The sequence below is a fragment of the Flavobacterium sp. ALD4 genome (assembly GCF_002836475.1).
In the GTDB taxonomy this organism is placed as follows: Bacteria; Bacteroidota; Bacteroidia; order Flavobacteriales; family Flavobacteriaceae; genus Flavobacterium.
Genome location: NZ_PJBJ01000022.1, coordinates 245,316 through 265,136, shown reverse-complemented (window position 1 = coordinate 265,136; position 19,821 = coordinate 245,316). Strand labels below are relative to the sequence as shown.

Below are 19,821 nucleotides of genomic sequence, written 5' to 3'. Positions count from 1 at the left end.
GTGAAAGGGTAGATAAAAATTATTTATCTGCCCTTTTTTTGCGAAAAGCCGCACACAAATTACATCAAATGAACAAATGTTAATTGTTATTTTTTTTAACATTTAAAGATGATTATTCTATACATTTAGCGAAAACTAACCAAAAACCTATGAAAAGAATAGTTGCCCTTATCTTTTTATTAATTTTTATACCAAAAATTAATGCTCAAGAATACTTTCCTAATAACGAAGGTGTCCAAAATAGAAACAACAATTATACTGCTTTTATCAATGCCAAAATTTTTGTAACTCCGACACAAATAATTGAAAAAGGGACTTTACTTATTCAAAATGGAAAAGTTATTGCCGCAGGAAATTCCGTAAACATCCCAAAAAACACGATTACAGTCAACTTAGAAGGAAAATCCATTTACCCTTCTTTTATTGATATGTATACTAGTTTTGGAATGGATAAACCTAAAAAAACAGAAGGTAATCGCCAAAGTCAATCGTATGACACGAAACGAGAAGGCTACTACTGGAATGAGCACATCCGTTCAGAAGTGAATGCTTATGACAATTTCAACTACGATCAACCCAAAGCCGAAGAATTATTGAAAGCGGGATTTGGTGTAGTAGGCACGCATCTTCAAGACGGTATCGCGAGAGGTACCGGTTCACTGATTGCTTTGAATAACATCGATAAAACCAACCGATTACTAACTGCTAAAATTTCTAATCATTTTGGTTTTACGAGAAGTGTTACTTCAAACCAAGCGTATCCAAGTTCATTAATGGGAATGATGGCATTGTTAAGACAAGTAAATCATGATTTGAAATGGTATAAAAATGGGAATTCTGAAAATAAGGATTTGTCATTAGCCGCCTTGTCAGAAAATGAGAAGCTGATTCAAATATTTGCTACTGAAGATAAACTAAATAGTTTACGAGCCTCAAAGATAGCTAAGGAATTCGGTTTGAATTATATTATGAAGGGAATAGGAAATGAATTTGAAAGAATTGAAGAAATTAAAAAAACTAATGCTCAATTTATTATTCCAATAAATTTTCCTGAAGCTTACGACGTATCTGATCCAAATCAAGCCAACCAAATGGAATTGACAGATTTACGCTTTTGGAATCAAGCTCCTACCAATCTTAAAGTTTTAACAGACAATGGGGTCGTTTTTGCACTGACTACTGATAAATTAAAAAAAATAGAAGATTTTAGAACAAATCTGCTTAGCGCTATAAAGTATGGTTTCGACAAAACAAAAGCATTAGAAGCTTTAACAACGGTACCTGCTTTACTATTAGGAAAAAGCAATGAAATTGGTAGTTTAAAAAATGGAAATTACGCCAACTTTATTATCACTTCAGGTGAGATATTTAATGAGGAAACCAGAATCTATGAAAACTGGGTTCAAGGGTCCAAGTATGTCGTAAATGACATCGATATCAAAGATATTAGAGGAGAATATGACTTAACTATTGCCGGTAAAAAATACAAATGGAAAATTACAGGTGAAATAGCGACTCTTAAATCTGAAGTCAATACTGCAGATTCTAAAAAGTTAAGCTCTAAGCTTTCGATTTCCAATAATTGGATTTCAAATGTGCTTAAGTCAACCGATTCTACACAAACGACATTTACTAGATTAATAGGGTATATAGAGGACATTAAAACGCTTTCTGGAAAAGCAATTTTATTTAATGGTAACGAAGTGAAATGGTCAGCTAATAAAACAGCTCCATTTGTTAAGCCCATAGATTCACTAAAAGTCCAAAAAAATAATACAATAATGCCGACCACTTTTCCGAATGTGGCTTTCGGTAATGCAAAACAATTAACTGCAGAAACTTTGCTATTTAAAAATGCTACGGTATGGACAAATGAGAAAGAAGGTATTCTTGAAGAAACAGACGTTTTAGTAAAGAATGGAAAAATATCCGCTATCGGTAAAAATATTTCTGATGCTTCTGCAACAATAGTTGATGCAAAAGGAAAGCACTTGACCAGTGGAATTATTGATGAACATTCTCATATTGCTATTTCAAATGGTGTAAATGAAGGTGGGCACAATTCAAGTGCTGAAGTTACAATACAAGATGTTGTTAATTCTGAAGATATTAATATTTATAGAGAACTTGCTGGTGGAGTTACTACTTCACAATTACTACATGGTTCTGCAAACCCTATCGGTGGACAATCTGCTATTGTAAAATGGAAATGGGGACAAGCTGCAGATGAAATGCTTTATAAAAACCAACCTAAATTCATCAAATTTGCCTTAGGTGAAAATGTAAAACAATCGAACTGGGGCAATATAAACCCAACTCGTTTTCCTCAAACAAGAATGGGTGTTGAACAAGTATTTACAGATTATTTTCAACGTGCCAAGGAATATGATCTAGCATGGAAAAATTACAATTCGAAAAAAGGAAAAGCAAATGCTCCAAGAGTAGATTTAGATTTACAAACAGTAGCTGAAATACTTAATAAAGAGCGTTTTATCAGTTGCCACTCTTATATTCAATCAGAAATACTAATGTTGATGAACGTTGCGGAAAAGTTTAATTTCAGAGTTAATACTTTTACTCATATTCTTGAAGGCTATAAGGTAGCTGACAAAATGAAAGAACACGGAGTAGGTGCTTCCACTTTTTCAGACTGGTGGGCTTATAAATTTGAGGTAAATGATGCAATTCCTTATAATGGACCAATAATGCATAATGCCGGATTAGTGGTAGCCTACAATTCTGACGATGCTGAAATGTCAAGAAGATTAAATCAGGAAGCAGCCAAAGCGGTAAAGTATGGAGATATTTCTGAAGAAGAGGCTTGGAAATTCGTGACTCTTAACCCAGCTAAATTATTACATATTGATGATAAAGTAGGAAGTATAAAAGTTGGCAAAGACGCTGATATAGTGCTTTGGAACAACAATCCATTGTCTATCTATGCAAAGGTAGAAAAAACAATTATTGAAGGAGTTGTTTACTACGATACGCAAAAAGATGAGCAACAAAGAGTTGCAATTGCACAAGAACGAAACGAATTAATCGGTCAATTATTACAAGAGAAAAACAAAGGTGCAAATACTCAAGAACCAAAAAGAAAAGAGAAAAAAGAATACCATTGTGATAGTGTAGAACTTGAATAAATTGAACACTAAAAATCACAATTACCCAATAAATTCTAGACAAATGAATAAACACACATATATATTAGTATTGGCATTAAGCTTATCAATATTTACAAATGCGCAACAAACACCTGCTCCAAAACAATCAAAATCAATATTGATCCTAAATGCCAAAGCGCATATTGGTAACGGACAAGTTATTGAAAATAGCGCTTTAGCTTTTAAAGATGGTAAAATTACCATGATAGCAAATGCTACAGTAATTAGAATAGATAAAAGTGCTTATGATATGACTATCGATGGCAGTGGCAAAGAAGTTTATCCTGGTTTCATAGCACCAAATTCCACATTAGGTTTAGTTGAAATTGATGCCGTTAAATCATCAGACGATGAAAATGAAATTGGGCAGATAAATCCGAATGTGAGAAGTATTATAGCCTACAATGCAGAATCAAAAGTTATTGAAACGGTTCGACCTAATGGTGTTTTAATTGCCCAAATTACTCCTCGTGGAGGGCGCATATCAGGAACATCATCTATAGTTCAATTAGACGCTTGGACTTGGGAGGACGCAATCATTAAAGAAAATGATGGTATCCACCTTAATTTTCCATCCAGCTATAAGAAAAGTGGATCATGGTTTGAACCAGGAAGTATCGAAGAAAATAAAGAGTACAAAACTCAAATCAATGAAATACTTACTTTTTTGACAAATGCAAAAGCATATCAAGTAGATAACGTGAGAGAAAGAAATTTAATTTTTGAGGCAACAAAAGGATTATTTGATGGTTCTCAAACTTTATTTATAAATGCAAATGAAGAAAAACAAATTATTGATGCAGTTCAATTAGCTAAAAGCAATGGCATTAAAAAAATGGTGATTGTTGGTGGATACGAAGCGTACAAGACTGCTGAATTACTACAAAAAAATAATATTGGTGTGCTTTTAAAAAGAGTGCATGAAATGCCAGAACATGCGGATGACGATATCGATTTACCTTACAAAGCTGCAAAATTATTAACAGATAAGGGAGTTTTAGTAGGATTGGAAAATAGCGGTTCTCATGAAAGAATGAATACAAGAAACCTACCATTTTTAGCTGGTACATGTGCCGCCTACGGTCTCGACAAAGAGCAAGCTTTACAATTAATCACTTCCAATACGGCTAAAATTTTAGGAATAGATGCTCAGTGTGGCACACTTGAAATAGGGAAAGATGCCACTTTATTTCTGTCAGCAGGTGATGCCTTAGACATGCGGACTAACAAAATATCACATGCTTTTATTCAAGGTAGAATGATAAGCCTTGAAACTCATCAATCTGTATTGAATAAAAGATATAAAGAAAAATACAATCAAAAGTAGTCGCCTTACAACGACTAAGTCTTTACTTCTAAAAACAGACAATTTACACCGTAGTAAATTGTCTGTTTTTTTTTTGATTTAGGTCAAAATAACAGAGTTGAATATGATTCATTTCCGAATACTTTAGCAAATCCTTATTTTAGACAACACAATCAAGAATACCCGTAAAAAAATAGGGGTTAAAATACAAAAACAATAAAAATAAACAGAATCACTACGGTATTAATGGGGTGCTTAAAATTATTTGGTATTTTTGTCAAAATTTAATTCAAAAAAAAATGAGAAAAATCGTTTTAAGTATACTATTAGTATCCCTTTTAGTAGTGACCTTATTTTCAACTTCAATTCTATCTGCACATCCGGACCCCGCTGTGACAGTAGCATTCGACACGGGAGATACCGCTTGGATGATAGTTGCTACGGCACTTGTTTTAATCATGACCCCTGGCTTAGGCTTCTTTTATGGTGGAATGGTAGGTAAAAAAAATGTAATTAGTACGATGTTACAAAGTTTCATGGCTATGATAATCGTAACGGTCCTTTGGGTCGTAATCGGATTTGGTTTATCTTTTGGCCCTTCTATTGGAGGTATTATCGGCAATCCTTTACCCAACCTGTTTTTTCAAGGTGTTGGCACAAATACCGCTTGGTCTTTAGCGCCAACTGTACCATTTTTACTATTCGCTTTATTTCAGGCAAAATTCGCAATAATTACGCCTGCATTAATTACCGGAGCTTTTGCTGAAAGAATTCGCTTTTGGGCCTATTTGCTATTCATGGTTCTATTCATTCTACTGATTTATGCTCCTTTATGTCATATGACTTGGCATCCGGAAGGACTATTCTTCAAAATGGGTGTTCTGGATTTTGCTGGAGGGACGGTAGTACATATGAGTGCTGGTTGGGCAGCATTAGCTGGCGCAATGTTTTTAGGAAAAAGAAAAGCTCAAAAATCAAATCCTGCACGTATTACTTACGTATTGCTTGGAACTGGTTTATTATGGTTTGGATGGTTTGGATTCAATGCGGGCTCTGCTTTAGGAGCAAATGGAATAGCAGTACAAGCACTCGGGACAACAACCGCAGCCGCAGCCGCTGCCGGCATGGCTTGGGTGTTTTTAGACAAGATTCTTGGTCATAAACTTTCAGCAATGGGAGCTTGCATTGGTACTGTAGTAGGATTAGTAGCTATCACTCCAGCGGCGGGATTCGTAAGTATGCCACACGCCATATTCATTGGTATATTCAGTAGTATTGTTAGTAACCTTGTAGTAGGCACCTTTCCAAAAGGTAAAGTCGACGATGCCTTGGATGTATTTGCTTGCCATGGTGTTGGTGGTATGACAGGTATGTTATTGACTGGTGTTTTTGCTTCTAAAGCAGTAAATTCAGCGGTTACGGATCAGGGACTTATATTTGGTGAAACTACCTTATTTGTTCATCAGCTTACTGCTTTAATCATCGTATCCCTGTTTGCTTTTTCAGCATCTTATTTCTTATTCTTTATTGTCAATAAAATCACACCACTAAGGGTGAGTGAAGATAAAGAAGAGTTAGGTTTAGACATCTCTCAACACGGAGAGTTTTTATAAAAAACTTGTAGTAAGGAAAACCTAACTAAAAAAAATCCCAATCTAAATTTCAGATTGGGATTTTTTATTTTATACCGATTGTATATCTCTATAGTCATTACAGAAATTCTCGGGATTATTGTACTATTACATAGTATACCTAAATCGACAAAGGCTATCGACATTATACGAGAACAATTTAGATTAAAACATAAGTTTATTTAGTATAGCTTTAGACTACGTAATAGATATAAATAGTATTATTTTTTGAAATTTGAAATTCCTAATTTCAACCAAATTCCATATTCTTCTATACTCACATAACTTATGGTTGGATTTTCTTTATTCAAGCTATTACCATCTAAATCTGTTAAAACGTATAAAGGCTGTGTATTGGTTTTGTATTTTGATATCATAAAATCAGTCCACTTATCTCCTACTGTTTCAATTTCAGAACCCGTCGTTTTGGATATAAACTGTTCGCTTTTGGGCAAATCCCGTTTGTCATCAACATATAAGGATATAAGCACCACTTCATTATTTAGAATGGGCAAAATCATAGCATCAGACCAAACATTATTTTCCATTTTTCTACAATTAACACAGGCATACCCCGTGAAATCAAGCATAATTGGTTTATTTACTGTTTTGGCATAAGCCAATCCTTTCTCATAATCATCAAAAACCACTATCCCATGAGGGCCACTTTTAGCACCTTCCGGCAAAATGATATTCGCGACGCTACTTGCTGAGCCACCTACTCCATTAGGGCTTTCACTGTATTCCATTGTAGGTGGAAAAGCGCTAATAATTTTTAACGGCGCTCCCCAAAGTCCCGGAATTAGATATATCGTAAAAGTTAGGACTAACAATCCCATCATTAAACGTCCTACTGAAATATGTGTCAATGGACTATCATGTGGTAACGTAATTTTTCCGAATAAATAAAGGGCCAATGTTCCAAAAATGGCAATCCAAATAGCCAAGAATACTTCTCTTTCCAAGAAATGCAATTGCAATACCAAGTCGGCATTTGATAAGAATTTAAAGGCTAAAGCCAATTCCAGAAATCCTAAAACGACTTTTACCGTATTCAACCATCCGCCAGATTTTGGTAATGAATGCAACCATCCAGGAAACATGGCGAAAAGCATAAATGGTAAGGCTAATGCTAATGAAAAACCGAACATCCCAATGATTGGAGCAATTCCCCCTTTGGAAGCAGCTTCCACTAGTAGCGTACCTACTATCGGCCCCGTACAAGAGAACGATACAATTGCAAGTGCCAATGCCATGAATAAAATTCCTATAATACCTCCTCTATCGGCTTGGCTATCTACTTTATTTGCCCAAGAATTGGGCAACATAATTTCAAATGCACCCAAAAATGAAGCGGCAAAAACAACTAGTAAAACAAAGAAAATAATATTAAACCACACATTTGTCGCTAATGCATTCAGCGCATCAGCACCAAAAATCCAGGTTACTATAAACCCAAGAAGTACATAAATAACAATAATTGAAATCCCGTAAATTATAGCATTTCTGATCCCTTTCGCTTTTGATTTACTTTGCTTGGTAAAAAAACTAACCGTCATAGGTATCATTGGAAAAACACAAGGAGTAAGTAAAGCAGCAAACCCTGATAAAAAAGCAATAAAAAAGATAGACCACAATCCTCTTTGAGTAGCTGATTTAGGTACTGCAGCCACCACTTTTTCAGTATCGGCAATGACAGTATTGCTTGCACCAAGACTTGGTGCCAATGAATCTATTTTTACCGTATCTGTTTCAACAGCAGATGCAACGGCAGCAGCTACTTTTGGCACCGCGATCACCGCAGCCGCACCGGGTATGGAAAAGGTAAATTTTTTCTCTAAATTGATGCACACTTCTTTACAAACCTGATAATTCAACTCAGCTACTATTGTTGAAACCTTCGGATTCGTAACATGAACTATCTGTTGAATTTGAGCTTTTCTTTGAAAATACGTTTCATTTACTTCAAAAATATCATTATAAGCCGTCTTAGTTTTGCTTTCTTTCGCTTTACCAACCAGATTAAAATTCCCTTCTTGGTTTTTAAAAATAACTTCTAGTGGTAACGGACCACCATCAGGAGTAAACTGGGAATACACATGCCAGTCTTTTTCTATTACTCCGTCAAAAGTCAACACATAGGTGTTGTCTGATGTTTTTTCAATTTTTGTTGTCCATTTTACGGGATCTAGAATCTGAGCATTTACATTGGCAAAAGCCAAAAAGGTGATGAGGATAAATAATAATTTCTTCATTATTCTAATTCTATTTTTAATATATTTCGTGTTTTGTTATCTTCTCTAAATCGCTCATCCTGTCTTAGACCAACGACCCAAACAATTTTATTTCCTGACCATAAAATCCAGACATTTTCTTTTTTTAACAATGATAATTTCGCATCTTTGAAAAGCTTACTCACTTTTTTAGACTTGCCTTCCATACCAAAAGGCTGAAAACTATCCCCTTCATTCCATCTGCGTAAAACCAACGGGAACTCTAATTTGTCTTCGTCGACAAATATAGCAGTAATTGTAGGAATATAGACTTTGTCTACTTTCGAAAAGCTAAGATTTAAGGGAATCTTAACGTCTTCCGTTCCTGCATCAATAAAATATTCCTCCTTCATATTGTCTAAGCCAATTGGACTCAGAATTAATGAATCCCTGTCTTTCAATAACCGAAACTCAGCAGAAAACACGTGCTTTCCTGATTGGCTTTCAACCAAATCATAAATATCATCCCACGCAGAAAATCCAAATTCATGCAACCACTGGTATAAATAGGAGGTATAATTAGGTAATTTCTTTAATTGATTTAAATCAAAATAGATATCGTCCTCTTCTTGCCTCGCTACCTGCTGGTACACCATAATCGAAGCGTCTTCAACCATGGCTTGTGATTCCTGCAAATAAGATTGTGTTTTTTTAAACGACAGAACAAAATGTGGGTTTAGTTCTTTTAACAAAGGAACTAAGTCATGACGGATCTTATTACGTAAATACTTATCGGAAGCATTACTGCTATCTTCTCTCCATTGTATATTATTTTCATGGGCATAGTTTGCAATTTCCTCCCTCGAAAAAAGCAATAGGGGACGAATGATTTTGTCATTCTGCGCAGGTATTCCAACTAGACCTTCCAGACCGGTTCCCCGACTGAGGTTAATGAGAAATGTTTCTATATTGTCATCAGCATGATGGGCAGTGAGAATATAATCAAATTTTTCTGTTTCCAAAAGCTCATAAAACCAATTGTACCGCAAATCACGTGCTGCCACTTGTGTCGAAAGCTTGTAATCTTTGGCGAAAGCCTCCGTATCAAATTGGGTCACAAAAATAGAAATGGCATTCGCTTCAGCGTAATCCTGAACAAAATTTTGATCTTCAAAACTTTCTAATCCCCGCAATTGAAAATTACAATGCGCTAGGGCAATTGTATGGTTTAGTTGATTGAACAAATGAGCCATGACAATACTGTCCAGACCACCACTGGTAGCCAGTAAAAGTTTTTTATTTTCTAAAAAAGGAAAGTTATGAGCAATATGATTTTTGAGTCTATCTAGCATAGTTCAAAAATAAAGATTAAAATTCAATATCGAATTATGAATGTCAATTATTGCAATACTTCACGCATTGCTTTTGATTTAAGCAAACACTCTTCATACTCGTTTTCGGCAATTGACAGTGATGTTATGGCGCTACCTACAGAAAAGGAAACATATTGATTTTCCTGATTGTATAAAATACTTCTAATGATTACGTTAAAATCGAAGTCTCCGTTTGGAGTAAAGTAACCTACTGCTCCACTGTACAATCCTCTTTTGGTTTCTTCCAAATCTTCAATTATTTTCATAGCCGAAATTTTAGGGGCGCCGGTCATACTGCCCATCGGATAGGACTGCTTTATGGCTTCAACAGCACTATACTGATGGTCCAATTTAGATGTAACCGTGGAAATCATCTGATGTACTTGCATAAAAGAATAAATACCGCATAACTCTGTAACCTGCACAGATCCTTTTTGTGCAGTATGAGATAAGTCATTACGCACTAAATCTGTTATCATGATATTTTCGGCACGTTCTTTTGGATCTAATGCCAGTTTATTCTTCGATTCTTCATCTTTAATTGGATCCGAAAATCGTTTTGAGGTTCCTTTTATAGGTTGTGAAATAAGAAGCTCTCCCTCTTTTTTTAAATACCGCTCCGGTGATGCCGATAGCAAAAACTGTCGATTGTTTTTAAAGAAAACCGCAAATGGAGGTTGAGATATTTCGTTGAGTTTAAGAAATTTATCCAATGGATCTATAATGGTCTTTTCAGCATAAAATTCCATACAAAAATTAGCTTCATACAAATCCCCCTGCTGAATATGGAAGAGCATTTTGGAAACTTTATCGAGATACTCTTCTTTTGAAATTCTTTGTTTTATTTCAACTGCCGTCGCCTTCATCCCAATGGCTGCAGTTTGCAGCTTTATCTCGTCGAAATCGCCATCAACTTCTTCATCGCACATCGTCAGATATTGAATTTCGACCTCATTTCCTCTTAGTAAAAATATTTTTTTAGGTTGAAAGAAAAATAAATCCGGAAAGTGCAGACTATCAAAATTATCCGATTGCAAAATCTCCACGTCATTTTTTAAATCATAGGATAAATAACCAAAAAGCCAATCTTTTGTAGTTTGCTGGTATTGTTTTAAATCCTCAAAAGCACTATGATAATCAGTTTTTATTGACGTAAAAGCATCTACTGCTAAGACACAATCAAAACTTGAATGTTGATGTGGATAATTATTACTATCCATAAAAATGACTTCACGAAACTGTTGTGACCAAATTAGAAGTTGTTCTTTAAACAATTTTGGATTTGAAATGGCCTTATGAATTGATGTCCTCAAAAAAATATATCTTTAAAATTCAAAATTACAACAAAAAAAAATCTTTAATATGTCCACATGCCAAAAATCAGTTCATTTTTTTCGTAAATTTACAATAAAAGACTAATATTAAAAGACTTAATCGAATGACAATCGTTGTTTTTTTTCTGATTTAGACGGTAATCAAAGGGAAATATAGCATTAAAATAAATGAGCATTACCGCATCAGTACATTTTTAAATTTTTAACCAATAAAACCTAAATATTATGAAAATTGCTACCATTATTATTCGGACTCTACTTGGACTTTTATTTCTCTATACTTCTGTTAGTTATTTTTTACATTTAAGTCCCGAACCTGCATCAACAGGCGAGTTCAAAGCCTTCCAGGTTGGTTTAATGGCTTCAACTTATTTATTCCCATTGGCAAAAAGTATTGAATTTCTATGCGGCCTATCATTTATAACTGGAAAATTTACAACATTATCGAATCTTGTCATTTTTCCCGTAACCCTTAACATCTTATTAATCAACTACTTTTTGACTCCAGAAAACCTTCCACTAGCTATTTTCGTATTCGTAGGTAATCTATTCTTGATTTTCTCTCATTGGGAAAATTATAGGGGATTGTTCAAAATGGATTAATTTTTTATCTAAAAGACAAAAACCGACTCTAGATAGAAGTCGGTTTTGTTACTTAGTAAATTCGCACTTTTATTTAGTATGATGCACCCATATTAAATCAGCTGTTTTAAAACCAATTTCTTCAGCCATTTTCAAGTAGGCTGAGGCAACTTCTAACGGAATTGATTTTTCACGAGACAATATCCATAAATAGTTAAGGCTCCCCCCTGAAACTAGGGCGTATTTATACTCTTTGTCAATAGCAATAACATTATAACCCCCATAAAAAGGCCCGAAGAATGATACTTTTAGCATGGCTACATTCTCGTCTCTCACAAACTTCGCTTTTCCAATGCTTTGCTTCCATTTGTCATTTTTTACATCATACCCTTTATTATCCACTTTTATCCCTCCATTGTCATTTAATGAATACTCAGCGCTGGTATTGTTCAGTCCTTTCTCAAATTTAAAATCTAATCTAGCGATTTCATACCATTTTCCTAAATATTTTTCTTTCTCGAAATTTTGAACGGCCTTTGCTTTCTCTGGAATCGTTTTACGAGAGCAGGAGTTAAGAAAAAATCCTACTCCAACAAGTGCCAAAACACCTACTAAACATCTCATTTTTATACTAATTTGTTTTTTATTAAAGATCTTATGCAAACACCGTTATATTTTTATAAAATTAAAATTAAAACTTTTAAAATTTAATCTTAAAACAAAAAACCCGTCAAATTATATTTGACGGGTTTTTTAGTGTAAAATCATAGATACTATACGTGTACTGCTCTGTTATCTGTAGCTGCTAAGGCAGCTTCTTTGATCGCTTCTGCAAAAGTAGGATGAGCATGTGACATTCTTGATATGTCTTCAGCTGAGGCTTTAAATTCCATTGCAACAACAGCTTCAGCAATTAAATCAGCACAACGAGCTCCAATCATATGAACTCCAAGAACCTCATCTGTTTTTGCATCAGCAAGAATTTTAACGAAACCATCTAAATCTCCGCTAGCTCTTGCACGTCCTAATGCTTTGAAAGGGAAACTTCCAGCCTTATAATCCACACCAGAAGCCTTTAATTGCTCTTCAGTTTGTCCTACTGCAGCCACTTCTGGCCAAGTATAAACAACACCAGGAATTAAATTATAATTGATATGCGGCTTTTGTCCAGCTAATATTTCAGCAACCATAGCTCCTTCTTCCTCCGCTTTGTGCGCTAACATCGCTCCACGAACAACATCACCTATTGCGTAGATGTTAGGAATATTAGTCTGTAAATGATCATTTACCTCTACCATTCCTTTGTCTGATAATTTTACTCCTGCATTCTCTGCACCCAATCCGTGCGTGTAAGGACGACGACCAACAGAAACTAAAGCATAATCTCCTTCTAGTGTAATCGTTTCTCCTTTTGCATTTTCTGCCTGAACCGTCACGGCATCGCCATTTCTTTCTACGGACTGCACTTTATGAGAAACGTAAAATTTCATTCCCTGCTTCTTAAATACTTTAGTCAATTCTTTAGACAGCGACGCATCCATTCCTGGAATAATTCGGTCCATATATTCCACAACCGAAACTTTAGCTCCCAAACGTAAATACACCTGACCTAATTCAATTCCAATAACACCTCCTCCGATAATAACAAGATGTTTTGGTACTTCTTTTAGTTTTAATGCTTCAGTTGATGTGATTATTCTTTCTTTATCAATTTTGATAAAGGGCAAATTAGCAGGCTTCGATCCCGTTGCAATAATTATATTTTTTGCTTCAACTGTTTCGCTGGTTCCGTCTGCTTTTGCAATCGCAACATGAGTAGCATCTACAAAAGAACCTAAGCCTTCGAGAACAGTGATTTTATTTTTGTCCATTAAATACTTCACTCCGCCAGAAGTCTGATCAACAATTGCTTGTTTTCGTGCAATCATCTTTTCTAGGTTTACTTTTACTTCACCAGAAACTTCAATTCCGTGATCTGCAAAATGCGCCACGTCGTCATAATGATGTGAGGAAGCTAATAATGCTTTTGAAGGAATACAACCCACGTTAAGGCAAGTTCCGCCAAGAACTGAATATTTTTCGATAATTGCTGTTTTGAAACCAAGTTGTGCACAACGAATTGCTGATACATATCCGCCTGGGCCAGAACCAATAATGACTACGTCAAATGAATTCATAGTATATTTATTTTTGTTATATTTTTATATAGAATCGTACAAAATTAAGGAATTAAGTTTTGTTTAAAGTTTAATATTAAATATATTTTGTTAAGACTTCACAGACCAACTTATTTAATATCCTATCAACAATATGATTTTCGCACTAAAATTACTTAAACTTCAACCACAGTTGTGTTTTTAACTTCACTGATCATAAAGGTACTTTGTGTACTGCCAATATGCTGGAGGGTAGTTAGCTTTGTAACTAAAAACTCTCTGTAGGCTTCCATATCTTTCACCACGATCTTAAGGATATAGTCATAATCGCCGCTTACATGATAACATTCCAATACTTCTTTCAATTGCACCACTTCACTTTCGAATTTGGTTACAAATTCCTTGGTGTGTTGGATGAGTTTTAGATGACAAAAAACCACAAATCCCTTTTCAACCTTCGCTTTATTGAGCAATATCACGTATTTATCAATAATACCTTCTCGCTCTAATTTCTTAATGCGCTCATAAACTGCCGTAACCGACAGATTCAATTTCAATGATAATTCTTTTGTAGTCTTTTTGCTGTCTGTCTGCAACAATAATAATAGTTTTTTGTCTATTAAGTCTAAAGTCATTTTGTAGTTTTTTTGGTGAAAGCATCAATTATTTACTAAAAATAGATAAAAAATCTAAAATATTCGTTTTTAACCGTCTAAAAAACTGAGTTTAGAAGCTATTGTTGACATTAAAACCTATATAAACGTACTTTACATTGTAGATAACACTGTTATAGAAAAGATACTTATATCCCGAACAGCATCTCTACCCGTTTTTAATAAAGTCTTTACGACCTAGATCTTTTTATTGGATTTTTCAAAATCATAAAGATAGTAGGACAAGAAGGAACAATTTCAATTACAATCCTGATAATGCTGATTGCATTGTTATTGCAGTAAATAAAATTCGAAGTCAATCTTATTGGCTTAAAGCCAATAAGACAAAATTTGATACAATAACCAATTAAAAAAATAACATGAAATTCAATCCCGCAGACAACATTCAGGACTTACAGTATTTTGGTGAATTTGGTGGCGTAAATCCATCAATTTCTGACTCTTCTACCTACACCTTCCTTTCGGCAAAAACTATGTTTGATACCTTTGAAGGCAATATAGAAGGTTGTTATTTATATTCTCGCCATTCCTCTCCTAGTAATTTGTATTTAGACAGAGCAATGGCAGCGATGGAAGGTACTGAAACAGCAAATGTTTCCGCTTCCGGAATGGGCGCTATTACGCCTACCTTGATGCAGTTGTGTGGCGCTGGAGACCACATCGTTTCAAGTAGAACAATTTATGGAGGAACGTATGCTTTTCTAAAAAACTTCACGCCAAGATTTAATATCAAAACAACATTTGTTGATATCACGAAGCTAGATGTAGTTGAAGCTGCCATTACTCCGGACACGAAAGTGTTGTATTGTGAAACCGTAAGTAATCCATTATTGGAAGTTGCTGATATAGCGGGTTTATCAAAAATTGCCAAGAAACATAATTTGAAATTGGTTGTCGATAACACATTCTCCCCTTTATCTGTTTCTCCAGTTAAATTTGGTGCGGATATTGTAATTCATAGTCTGACCAAATACATCAATGGAAGTAGTGATACCGTGGGTGGCGTAACTTGTGCATCTCACGATTTCATCAATGAATTAAAGGACGTAAACAGTGGTGCTAGTATGTTACTCGGCCCCACAATGGATAGCCTGCGCTCTGCTAGCGTTATGAAAAACCTGCGTACACTTCATCTAAGAATTAAGCAGCACAGTCATAATGCGCTGTACCTTGCAGAACATTTTGAAAAAGACGGAATAAAAACGGTTTACCCTGGTTTAAAAAGCCATCCAAGTCACGACTTATTTGCTAGTATGATCAATTCTGAATATGGCTTTGGTGGAATGATGACTTTAGACGTTGGTTCTTTGGCTAAAGCTAATGCCTTAATGGAATTAATGCAATCACGCAACTTAGGGTATTTAGCCGTGAGTTTAGGCTTCTACAAAACATTGTTCAGCGCTCCAGGAACCTCCACTTCTAGTGAAATTCCTCTAGACGAACAAACTGAAATGGGATTGACTGATGGATTAATTCGTTTTTCAATTGGTTTAGACAATGATATTAAAAGGACATACGAAATGATGAAAGCCTGTATGAAAGAATTGGATATCCTATAATCCAATCTTATGATAAAGTAATTTTTTTAGTTTTTTTTCCAAAACCCGCTTCGAAGCCATTTTTAGCGGGTTTTATTTATTTGATAAAACACAACAGTCTTTGTAAACTTCTATCGGCTTTCCATAGCTATACTGTTTTCTTTTAGAAATTTAGCGACAAATATGCTTTTACATCAAAGCAATACGAACATCCGTATCTTCAGCTAAAGAAATCCGAGCTCCCTAATGTTAACTGCAAAAAAAATTAATGGCAAACAAAAAAATCCAGATTTCTCTGGAGTTTTTTGTCTACAACAATTGTGATACGCTATCTTATCACTTTTTTTTGACGTACGCTATCAAAATATCTCTTCCTGTACATCCACTTATTAGAGTATACTTTACTCCTAAAATGAAACCCACACTAATAAAACGTATCAATGCCATTACCGTTTTCATCAAACTCATCTAGATCTACCTATTGACATATCAACTGTAAAAACAGATGTAGAAACATAGTCGACAGCCAAGCCTCATTTCATAACTATTGCTCTCGCACCAGGTCCACTTTATTCATCGCTACCTTTGATATACTTATTGATACTATCAAAATACTCAGCAGATAAGATTACCTTCTTCCTTTTCCAGCTTTATTTAGCTTCATTGGAAGTACATTGTCAATCAATGCTACAAAATGCTACCTGCTTCTATTTCTTTTTTCATGGAAAAACAGCCAATCTAGAAGAAGTTTATCAGACTATAGTCGCTACCAAATTGAAAATGATTTTTAGAATTACTTTTTAATTTCCTCTAAATCTAATAAAAAACTAAATTCCTTTGCTAATTCCTTAATGGCTTCAAACCTTCCAGATGCGCCTCCATGTCCTGCATCCATATTGGTATCTAGAAACAGTAACGTATTATTTGTTTTCAAAGTTCGCAACTTGGCAACCCATTTAGCGGGCTCCCAATACTGTACCTGTGAATCATGCAATCCCGTTGATATATACATATTTGGATAGGCTTGGGACTTTACATTATCATAAGGGGAATAAGACTTCATGTAATTGTAATATCTTTTAACGTTTGGATTTCCCCATTCGTCATACTCCCCGGTTGTTAGCGGGATCGTTTCGTCCAACATCGTGGTGGCAACATCCACAAAAGGAACTTGTGCTATTACACCATGGTATAATTTTGGCGCCATGTTTAAGATAACTCCCATCAATAATCCACCGGCAGAACCACCTTCAGCATATAAATGTTTTGGAGAAGTATATTTTTGATCAATAACATATTTAGAACAATCTATAAAGTCCTTAAAAGTATTTTTCTTCTTTAATAATTTCCCCCCTTCGTACCATTGTCTTCCTAAGTCTTCACCACCACGAATGTGTGCGATGGCATAAACAAAACCTCTATCTAATAAGGATAGTCTTGTTGATGAAAAATAGGCATCCATGGAATGGCCATATGAACCATAGGCATAAAGTAACAATGGATTTTTCCCATCCTTTTTCAGACCTTTCTTATATACCATAGAAATCGGTACCTGGGTTCCATCTTTTGCAGTAGCCCAAACACGTTCTTCCACATAATTATCCTTATCAAAGGTGCCGCCAAGCACTTCTTGCTCTTTCTTGACTTCCTTTTCTTTGGTTTTCATATTGAAATCAATAATCGACGCAGGTGTGGCCATTGATTGATATGCGTATCGTAAGATATCTGTATCGAAGTCAACGTTTGAAGTCGCATGTGCAGTATAAGTCTCGCTCTCAAAAGGCAAATAATACTCTGAATTTCCATTCCAAGGCATGATTCGAATTCTACTCAAACCATTGCTACGCTCTGATACTACCAAGAAATTCCTGAAAATATCAATATCCTCTAGCAAAACATCTTCCCGATGAGCAAGAGCATCTTCCCAATTATCCATTGAAGTCTTGGATTCAGGCGTTTTCATCAATTTGAAATTAGTTGCCTTATCCTTATTGGTAACGATATAAAAATGGTCTTCAAAATGAGAGATACTATATTCTAAACCTCTTTTTCTTTTCTGAAAAACTTTAAACCTCCCATTTGGAGTGTCTGCTAATAAAGTTCTGAACTCTGTAGTCAGCGTGCTTGACGAGCATATCAAAATATATTTTTTTGATTTTTCTTTGCCCACGGCAACATCGAAAGTATCGTCTTTTTCAAAATAAACCACTTCATCTTTTGATTTATCGGTTCCTATCTTGTGTTTTAAAACGGTATCGGAACGTAAAGTATTCGCATCTTGAGTGGTATAGAAAATCGTTTGATTGTCATTTGCCCAAGTAGAGTTTCCGGTTGTATTTTCAATTTTATCGCTTAAGATTTCACCTGTTATCAGATTTTTTACTTCCAAAGTATAAATTCTTCTTCCAACTAAATCTACCGCATATGTGGCAAGTTTATTGTCATTACTTATACTCAATCCGCTCAGTTTGAAATATTTTTTCCCCTTTGCCAATTCGTTGCAGTCGAGCATGATCTCTTCTTTTGCTGAAAGGCTTTCCCTTTTTCGGGAATAAATGGGATAATCTTTTCCCGTTTCAAAACGGGTGATATAATAATAGCCATTGTATAAATAGGGAACTGACTCATCGTCTTCCTTGATTCTGGCTTTCATTTCCTCAAACAATTCTTTTTGGAATTCCTGCGTATGAGCAGTCATCTTTTGATAATATTCGTTTTCCTTATTCAGATATTCAATGACTTCAGGATTTTCTCGATCCTTTAACCAAAAATAATTATCAACCCTGACGTCCCCGAATTTTTCTAATACTTTTGGTATAATCTTAGCAACTGGTGGTTGTATGTTTTCTATCATTTTTTGAGTTTTCATATTTTTAAGAAGGTACAAAAATAAACAAAGCCATTCTATAACTCGTTCGTTTTTCATCTTATTTAACATTGCTTATTCCTTCTAAATTCGTAATTTCGTTGTTCAATAATTTTTAAATTATCAAAAATGGATTTAATGGGAATGATGGGTAAACTTAAGGAAACCCAACAAAAAATGGAAGAAACAAAAAAACGCCTAGATACTGTTTTAGTTGATGAACAAAGTACAGACGGTTTACTAAAAGTTACGATAACTGCCAACAGAAAAATAACATCAATCACTATTGCCGATGAATTACTGCAAGACAAAGAGCAATTAGAAGATTATATGATTTTAGTGATGAACAAAGCAATCGAAAAAGCGAGTAAAGTAAATACAGCGGAGCTTGATGCTGTTGCAAAAATGGATATGCCGATGATGCCAGGAATGGACGAATTATTCAAATAAAAATGAAATCAAAAATAAAATTAATGGCGCTTAGTTGCGCCATTTTTTTTGTTTCCTGCTGCAGTGAGTCAGAATCAACTGTGGAGCCTATTACTATTGTTGATGATTGTAGCTATTTAACAATCAAATCAGTAGGTGAAGTTAATAAAATTGGAAATAACTCTGGCATTAGTACTTCTTATTCGAAATTTAATGGCTTTACTATTTCCGCTTTCTTAAATTTAAACACCGTTACTTCAAACTCAGACAATTTGTTTTTGATAGAGCGTTTGTCTTAAGAAAAACTATTCATTTTAGATAAAAAAAATCAAGCTGTACAAAATCTATAGTTTATCCGAGCGAATTGAAGGTATCAGATCCCACATTATTATCATGAGAATGGAATCAATCTAAAATTTATTATACGGAATATTGAAATCGAATAAGGGTGATTCTAAATCAATATCTTATCAGCATCAATCCAGTTACTTTCAACTTTATGTCTACCGAAATTTCGTTCAACTAAATAAGCTCTCATTAAACATCCACAAATGA

14 protein-coding genes are annotated in these 19,821 nt (G+C 34.8%); 7 read left to right on the top strand and 7 right to left on the bottom strand.

Translation table 11 applies throughout. The annotated features are described in order from the left end of the window. Window positions 1–149 precede the first annotated feature (149 nt). The 3 genes from CXF59_RS01305 to CXF59_RS01295 all read left to right on the top strand — a co-directional run bounded on the left by CXF59_RS01305 (window position 150) and on the right by CXF59_RS01295 (window position 6,083). Window positions 150–3,143, top strand: coding sequence for an amidohydrolase family protein (locus CXF59_RS01305; RefSeq protein ID WP_101136117.1), 2,994 nt, complete (start codon window positions 150–152; stop codon window positions 3,141–3,143). A 43-nt stretch (window positions 3,144–3,186) separates the two neighbouring features. After that, on the top strand, window positions 3,187–4,491 hold the full coding sequence (locus CXF59_RS01300; protein ID WP_101136118.1) for an amidohydrolase family protein: 1,305 nt from the start codon (window positions 3,187–3,189) through the stop codon (window positions 4,489–4,491). 278 nt (window positions 4,492–4,769) lie between these two features. Then, window positions 4,770–6,083 carry an ammonium transporter gene (locus CXF59_RS01295; RefSeq protein ID WP_101135914.1) on the top strand — a complete coding sequence of 438 codons (1,314 nt, stop codon included), beginning with the start codon at window positions 4,770–4,772 and terminating at the stop codon, window positions 6,081–6,083. Window positions 6,084–6,322: 239 nt separating this feature from the next. Here the strand turns inward: CXF59_RS01295 and CXF59_RS01290 are convergent, their stop codons facing one another. From CXF59_RS01290 to CXF59_RS01280, 3 genes are read right to left on the bottom strand one after another with little or no spacing between them, the layout of a single operon-like run. Continuing rightward, a complete protein-coding gene (locus tag CXF59_RS01290) occupies window positions 6,323–8,356 on the bottom strand; it encodes a thioredoxin family protein (RefSeq protein WP_101135913.1) in 2,034 nt (677 codons plus the stop codon). Beyond that, complete coding sequence (gene tilS, locus CXF59_RS01285) at window positions 8,356–9,666, bottom strand: tRNA lysidine(34) synthetase TilS (RefSeq protein WP_101135912.1); 1,311 nt, start codon at window positions 9,664–9,666, stop codon at window positions 8,356–8,358. Before tilS ends, CXF59_RS01290 begins: the two co-directional genes overlap by 1 nt. A gap of 47 nt (window positions 9,667–9,713) precedes the next feature. Then, complete coding sequence (locus CXF59_RS01280) at window positions 9,714–11,000, bottom strand: anthranilate synthase component I family protein (RefSeq protein ID WP_101135911.1); 1,287 nt, start codon at window positions 10,998–11,000, stop codon at window positions 9,714–9,716. Window positions 11,001–11,246: 246 nt separating this feature from the next. Here CXF59_RS01280 and CXF59_RS01275 point away from each other — a divergent pair, with 246 nt between their 5' ends. Then, window positions 11,247–11,624, top strand: coding sequence for a DoxX family membrane protein (locus CXF59_RS01275; protein WP_101135910.1), 378 nt, complete (start codon window positions 11,247–11,249; stop codon window positions 11,622–11,624). 69 nt (window positions 11,625–11,693) lie between these two features. Here the strand turns inward: CXF59_RS01275 and CXF59_RS01270 are convergent, their stop codons facing one another. The 3 genes from CXF59_RS01270 to CXF59_RS01260 all read right to left on the bottom strand — a co-directional run bounded on the left by CXF59_RS01270 (window position 11,694) and on the right by CXF59_RS01260 (window position 14,394). Next, window positions 11,694–12,233: a lipocalin family protein gene (locus CXF59_RS01270; RefSeq protein ID WP_198554620.1), complete on the bottom strand. Its 540-nt coding sequence runs from the start codon at window positions 12,231–12,233 to the stop codon at window positions 11,694–11,696. Between the two features lie 143 nt (window positions 12,234–12,376). Beyond that, window positions 12,377–13,780, bottom strand: a complete 1,404-nt coding sequence (lpdA, locus tag CXF59_RS01265; protein ID WP_101135908.1) for a dihydrolipoyl dehydrogenase — start codon at window positions 13,778–13,780, stop codon at window positions 12,377–12,379. Window positions 13,781–13,935: 155 nt separating this feature from the next. Next, a complete protein-coding gene (locus CXF59_RS01260; protein WP_101135907.1) occupies window positions 13,936–14,394 on the bottom strand; it encodes an Lrp/AsnC family transcriptional regulator in 459 nt (152 codons plus the stop codon). 398 nt (window positions 14,395–14,792) lie between these two features. On the opposite strand from CXF59_RS01260, the gene CXF59_RS01255 reads away from it, so the two are divergent. Then, complete coding sequence (locus CXF59_RS01255) at window positions 14,793–15,992, top strand: aminotransferase class I/II-fold pyridoxal phosphate-dependent enzyme (RefSeq protein WP_101135906.1); 1,200 nt, start codon at window positions 14,793–14,795, stop codon at window positions 15,990–15,992. A gap of 772 nt (window positions 15,993–16,764) precedes the next feature. On the opposite strand, the gene CXF59_RS01250 is transcribed toward CXF59_RS01255, so the two are convergent. After that, window positions 16,765–18,840, bottom strand: a complete 2,076-nt coding sequence (locus CXF59_RS01250) for a S9 family peptidase (protein ID WP_198554612.1) — start codon at window positions 18,838–18,840, stop codon at window positions 16,765–16,767. A gap of 126 nt (window positions 18,841–18,966) precedes the next feature. On the opposite strand from CXF59_RS01250, the gene CXF59_RS01245 reads away from it, so the two are divergent. After that, window positions 18,967–19,287, top strand: coding sequence for a YbaB/EbfC family nucleoid-associated protein (locus CXF59_RS01245; RefSeq protein WP_101135905.1), 321 nt, complete (start codon window positions 18,967–18,969; stop codon window positions 19,285–19,287). Window positions 19,288–19,289: 2 nt separating this feature from the next. Next, window positions 19,290–19,565 carry a hypothetical protein gene (locus tag CXF59_RS01240; RefSeq protein ID WP_101135904.1) on the top strand — a complete coding sequence of 92 codons (276 nt, stop codon included), beginning with the start codon at window positions 19,290–19,292 and terminating at the stop codon, window positions 19,563–19,565. Window positions 19,566–19,821 lie beyond the last annotated feature (256 nt).

Coding starts and splice junctions, on each gene's coding strand:
- CXF59_RS01305 (WP_101136117.1), top strand. CDS start 150: ATGAAAAGAATAGTTGCCCTTATCTTTTTATTAATTTTTATACCAAAA.
- CXF59_RS01300 (WP_101136118.1), top strand. CDS start 3,187: ATGAATAAACACACATATATATTAGTATTGGCATTAAGCTTATCAATA.
- CXF59_RS01295 (WP_101135914.1), top strand. CDS start 4,770: ATGAGAAAAATCGTTTTAAGTATACTATTAGTATCCCTTTTAGTAGTG.
- CXF59_RS01290 (WP_101135913.1), bottom strand. CDS start 8,356: ATGAAGAAATTATTATTTATCCTCATCACCTTTTTGGCTTTTGCCAAT.
- tilS (WP_101135912.1), bottom strand. CDS start 9,666: ATGCTAGATAGACTCAAAAATCATATTGCTCATAACTTTCCTTTTTTA.
- CXF59_RS01275 (WP_101135910.1), top strand. CDS start 11,247: ATGAAAATTGCTACCATTATTATTCGGACTCTACTTGGACTTTTATTT.
- lpdA (WP_101135908.1), bottom strand. CDS start 13,780: ATGAATTCATTTGACGTAGTCATTATTGGTTCTGGCCCAGGCGGATAT.
- CXF59_RS01260 (WP_101135907.1), bottom strand. CDS start 14,394: ATGACTTTAGACTTAATAGACAAAAAACTATTATTATTGTTGCAGACA.
- CXF59_RS01255 (WP_101135906.1), top strand. CDS start 14,793: ATGAAATTCAATCCCGCAGACAACATTCAGGACTTACAGTATTTTGGT.
- CXF59_RS01250 (WP_198554612.1), bottom strand. CDS start 18,840: ATGAAAACTCAAAAAATGATAGAAAACATACAACCACCAGTTGCTAAG.
- CXF59_RS01245 (WP_101135905.1), top strand. CDS start 18,967: ATGGATTTAATGGGAATGATGGGTAAACTTAAGGAAACCCAACAAAAA.
- CXF59_RS01240 (WP_101135904.1), top strand. CDS start 19,290: ATGAAATCAAAAATAAAATTAATGGCGCTTAGTTGCGCCATTTTTTTT.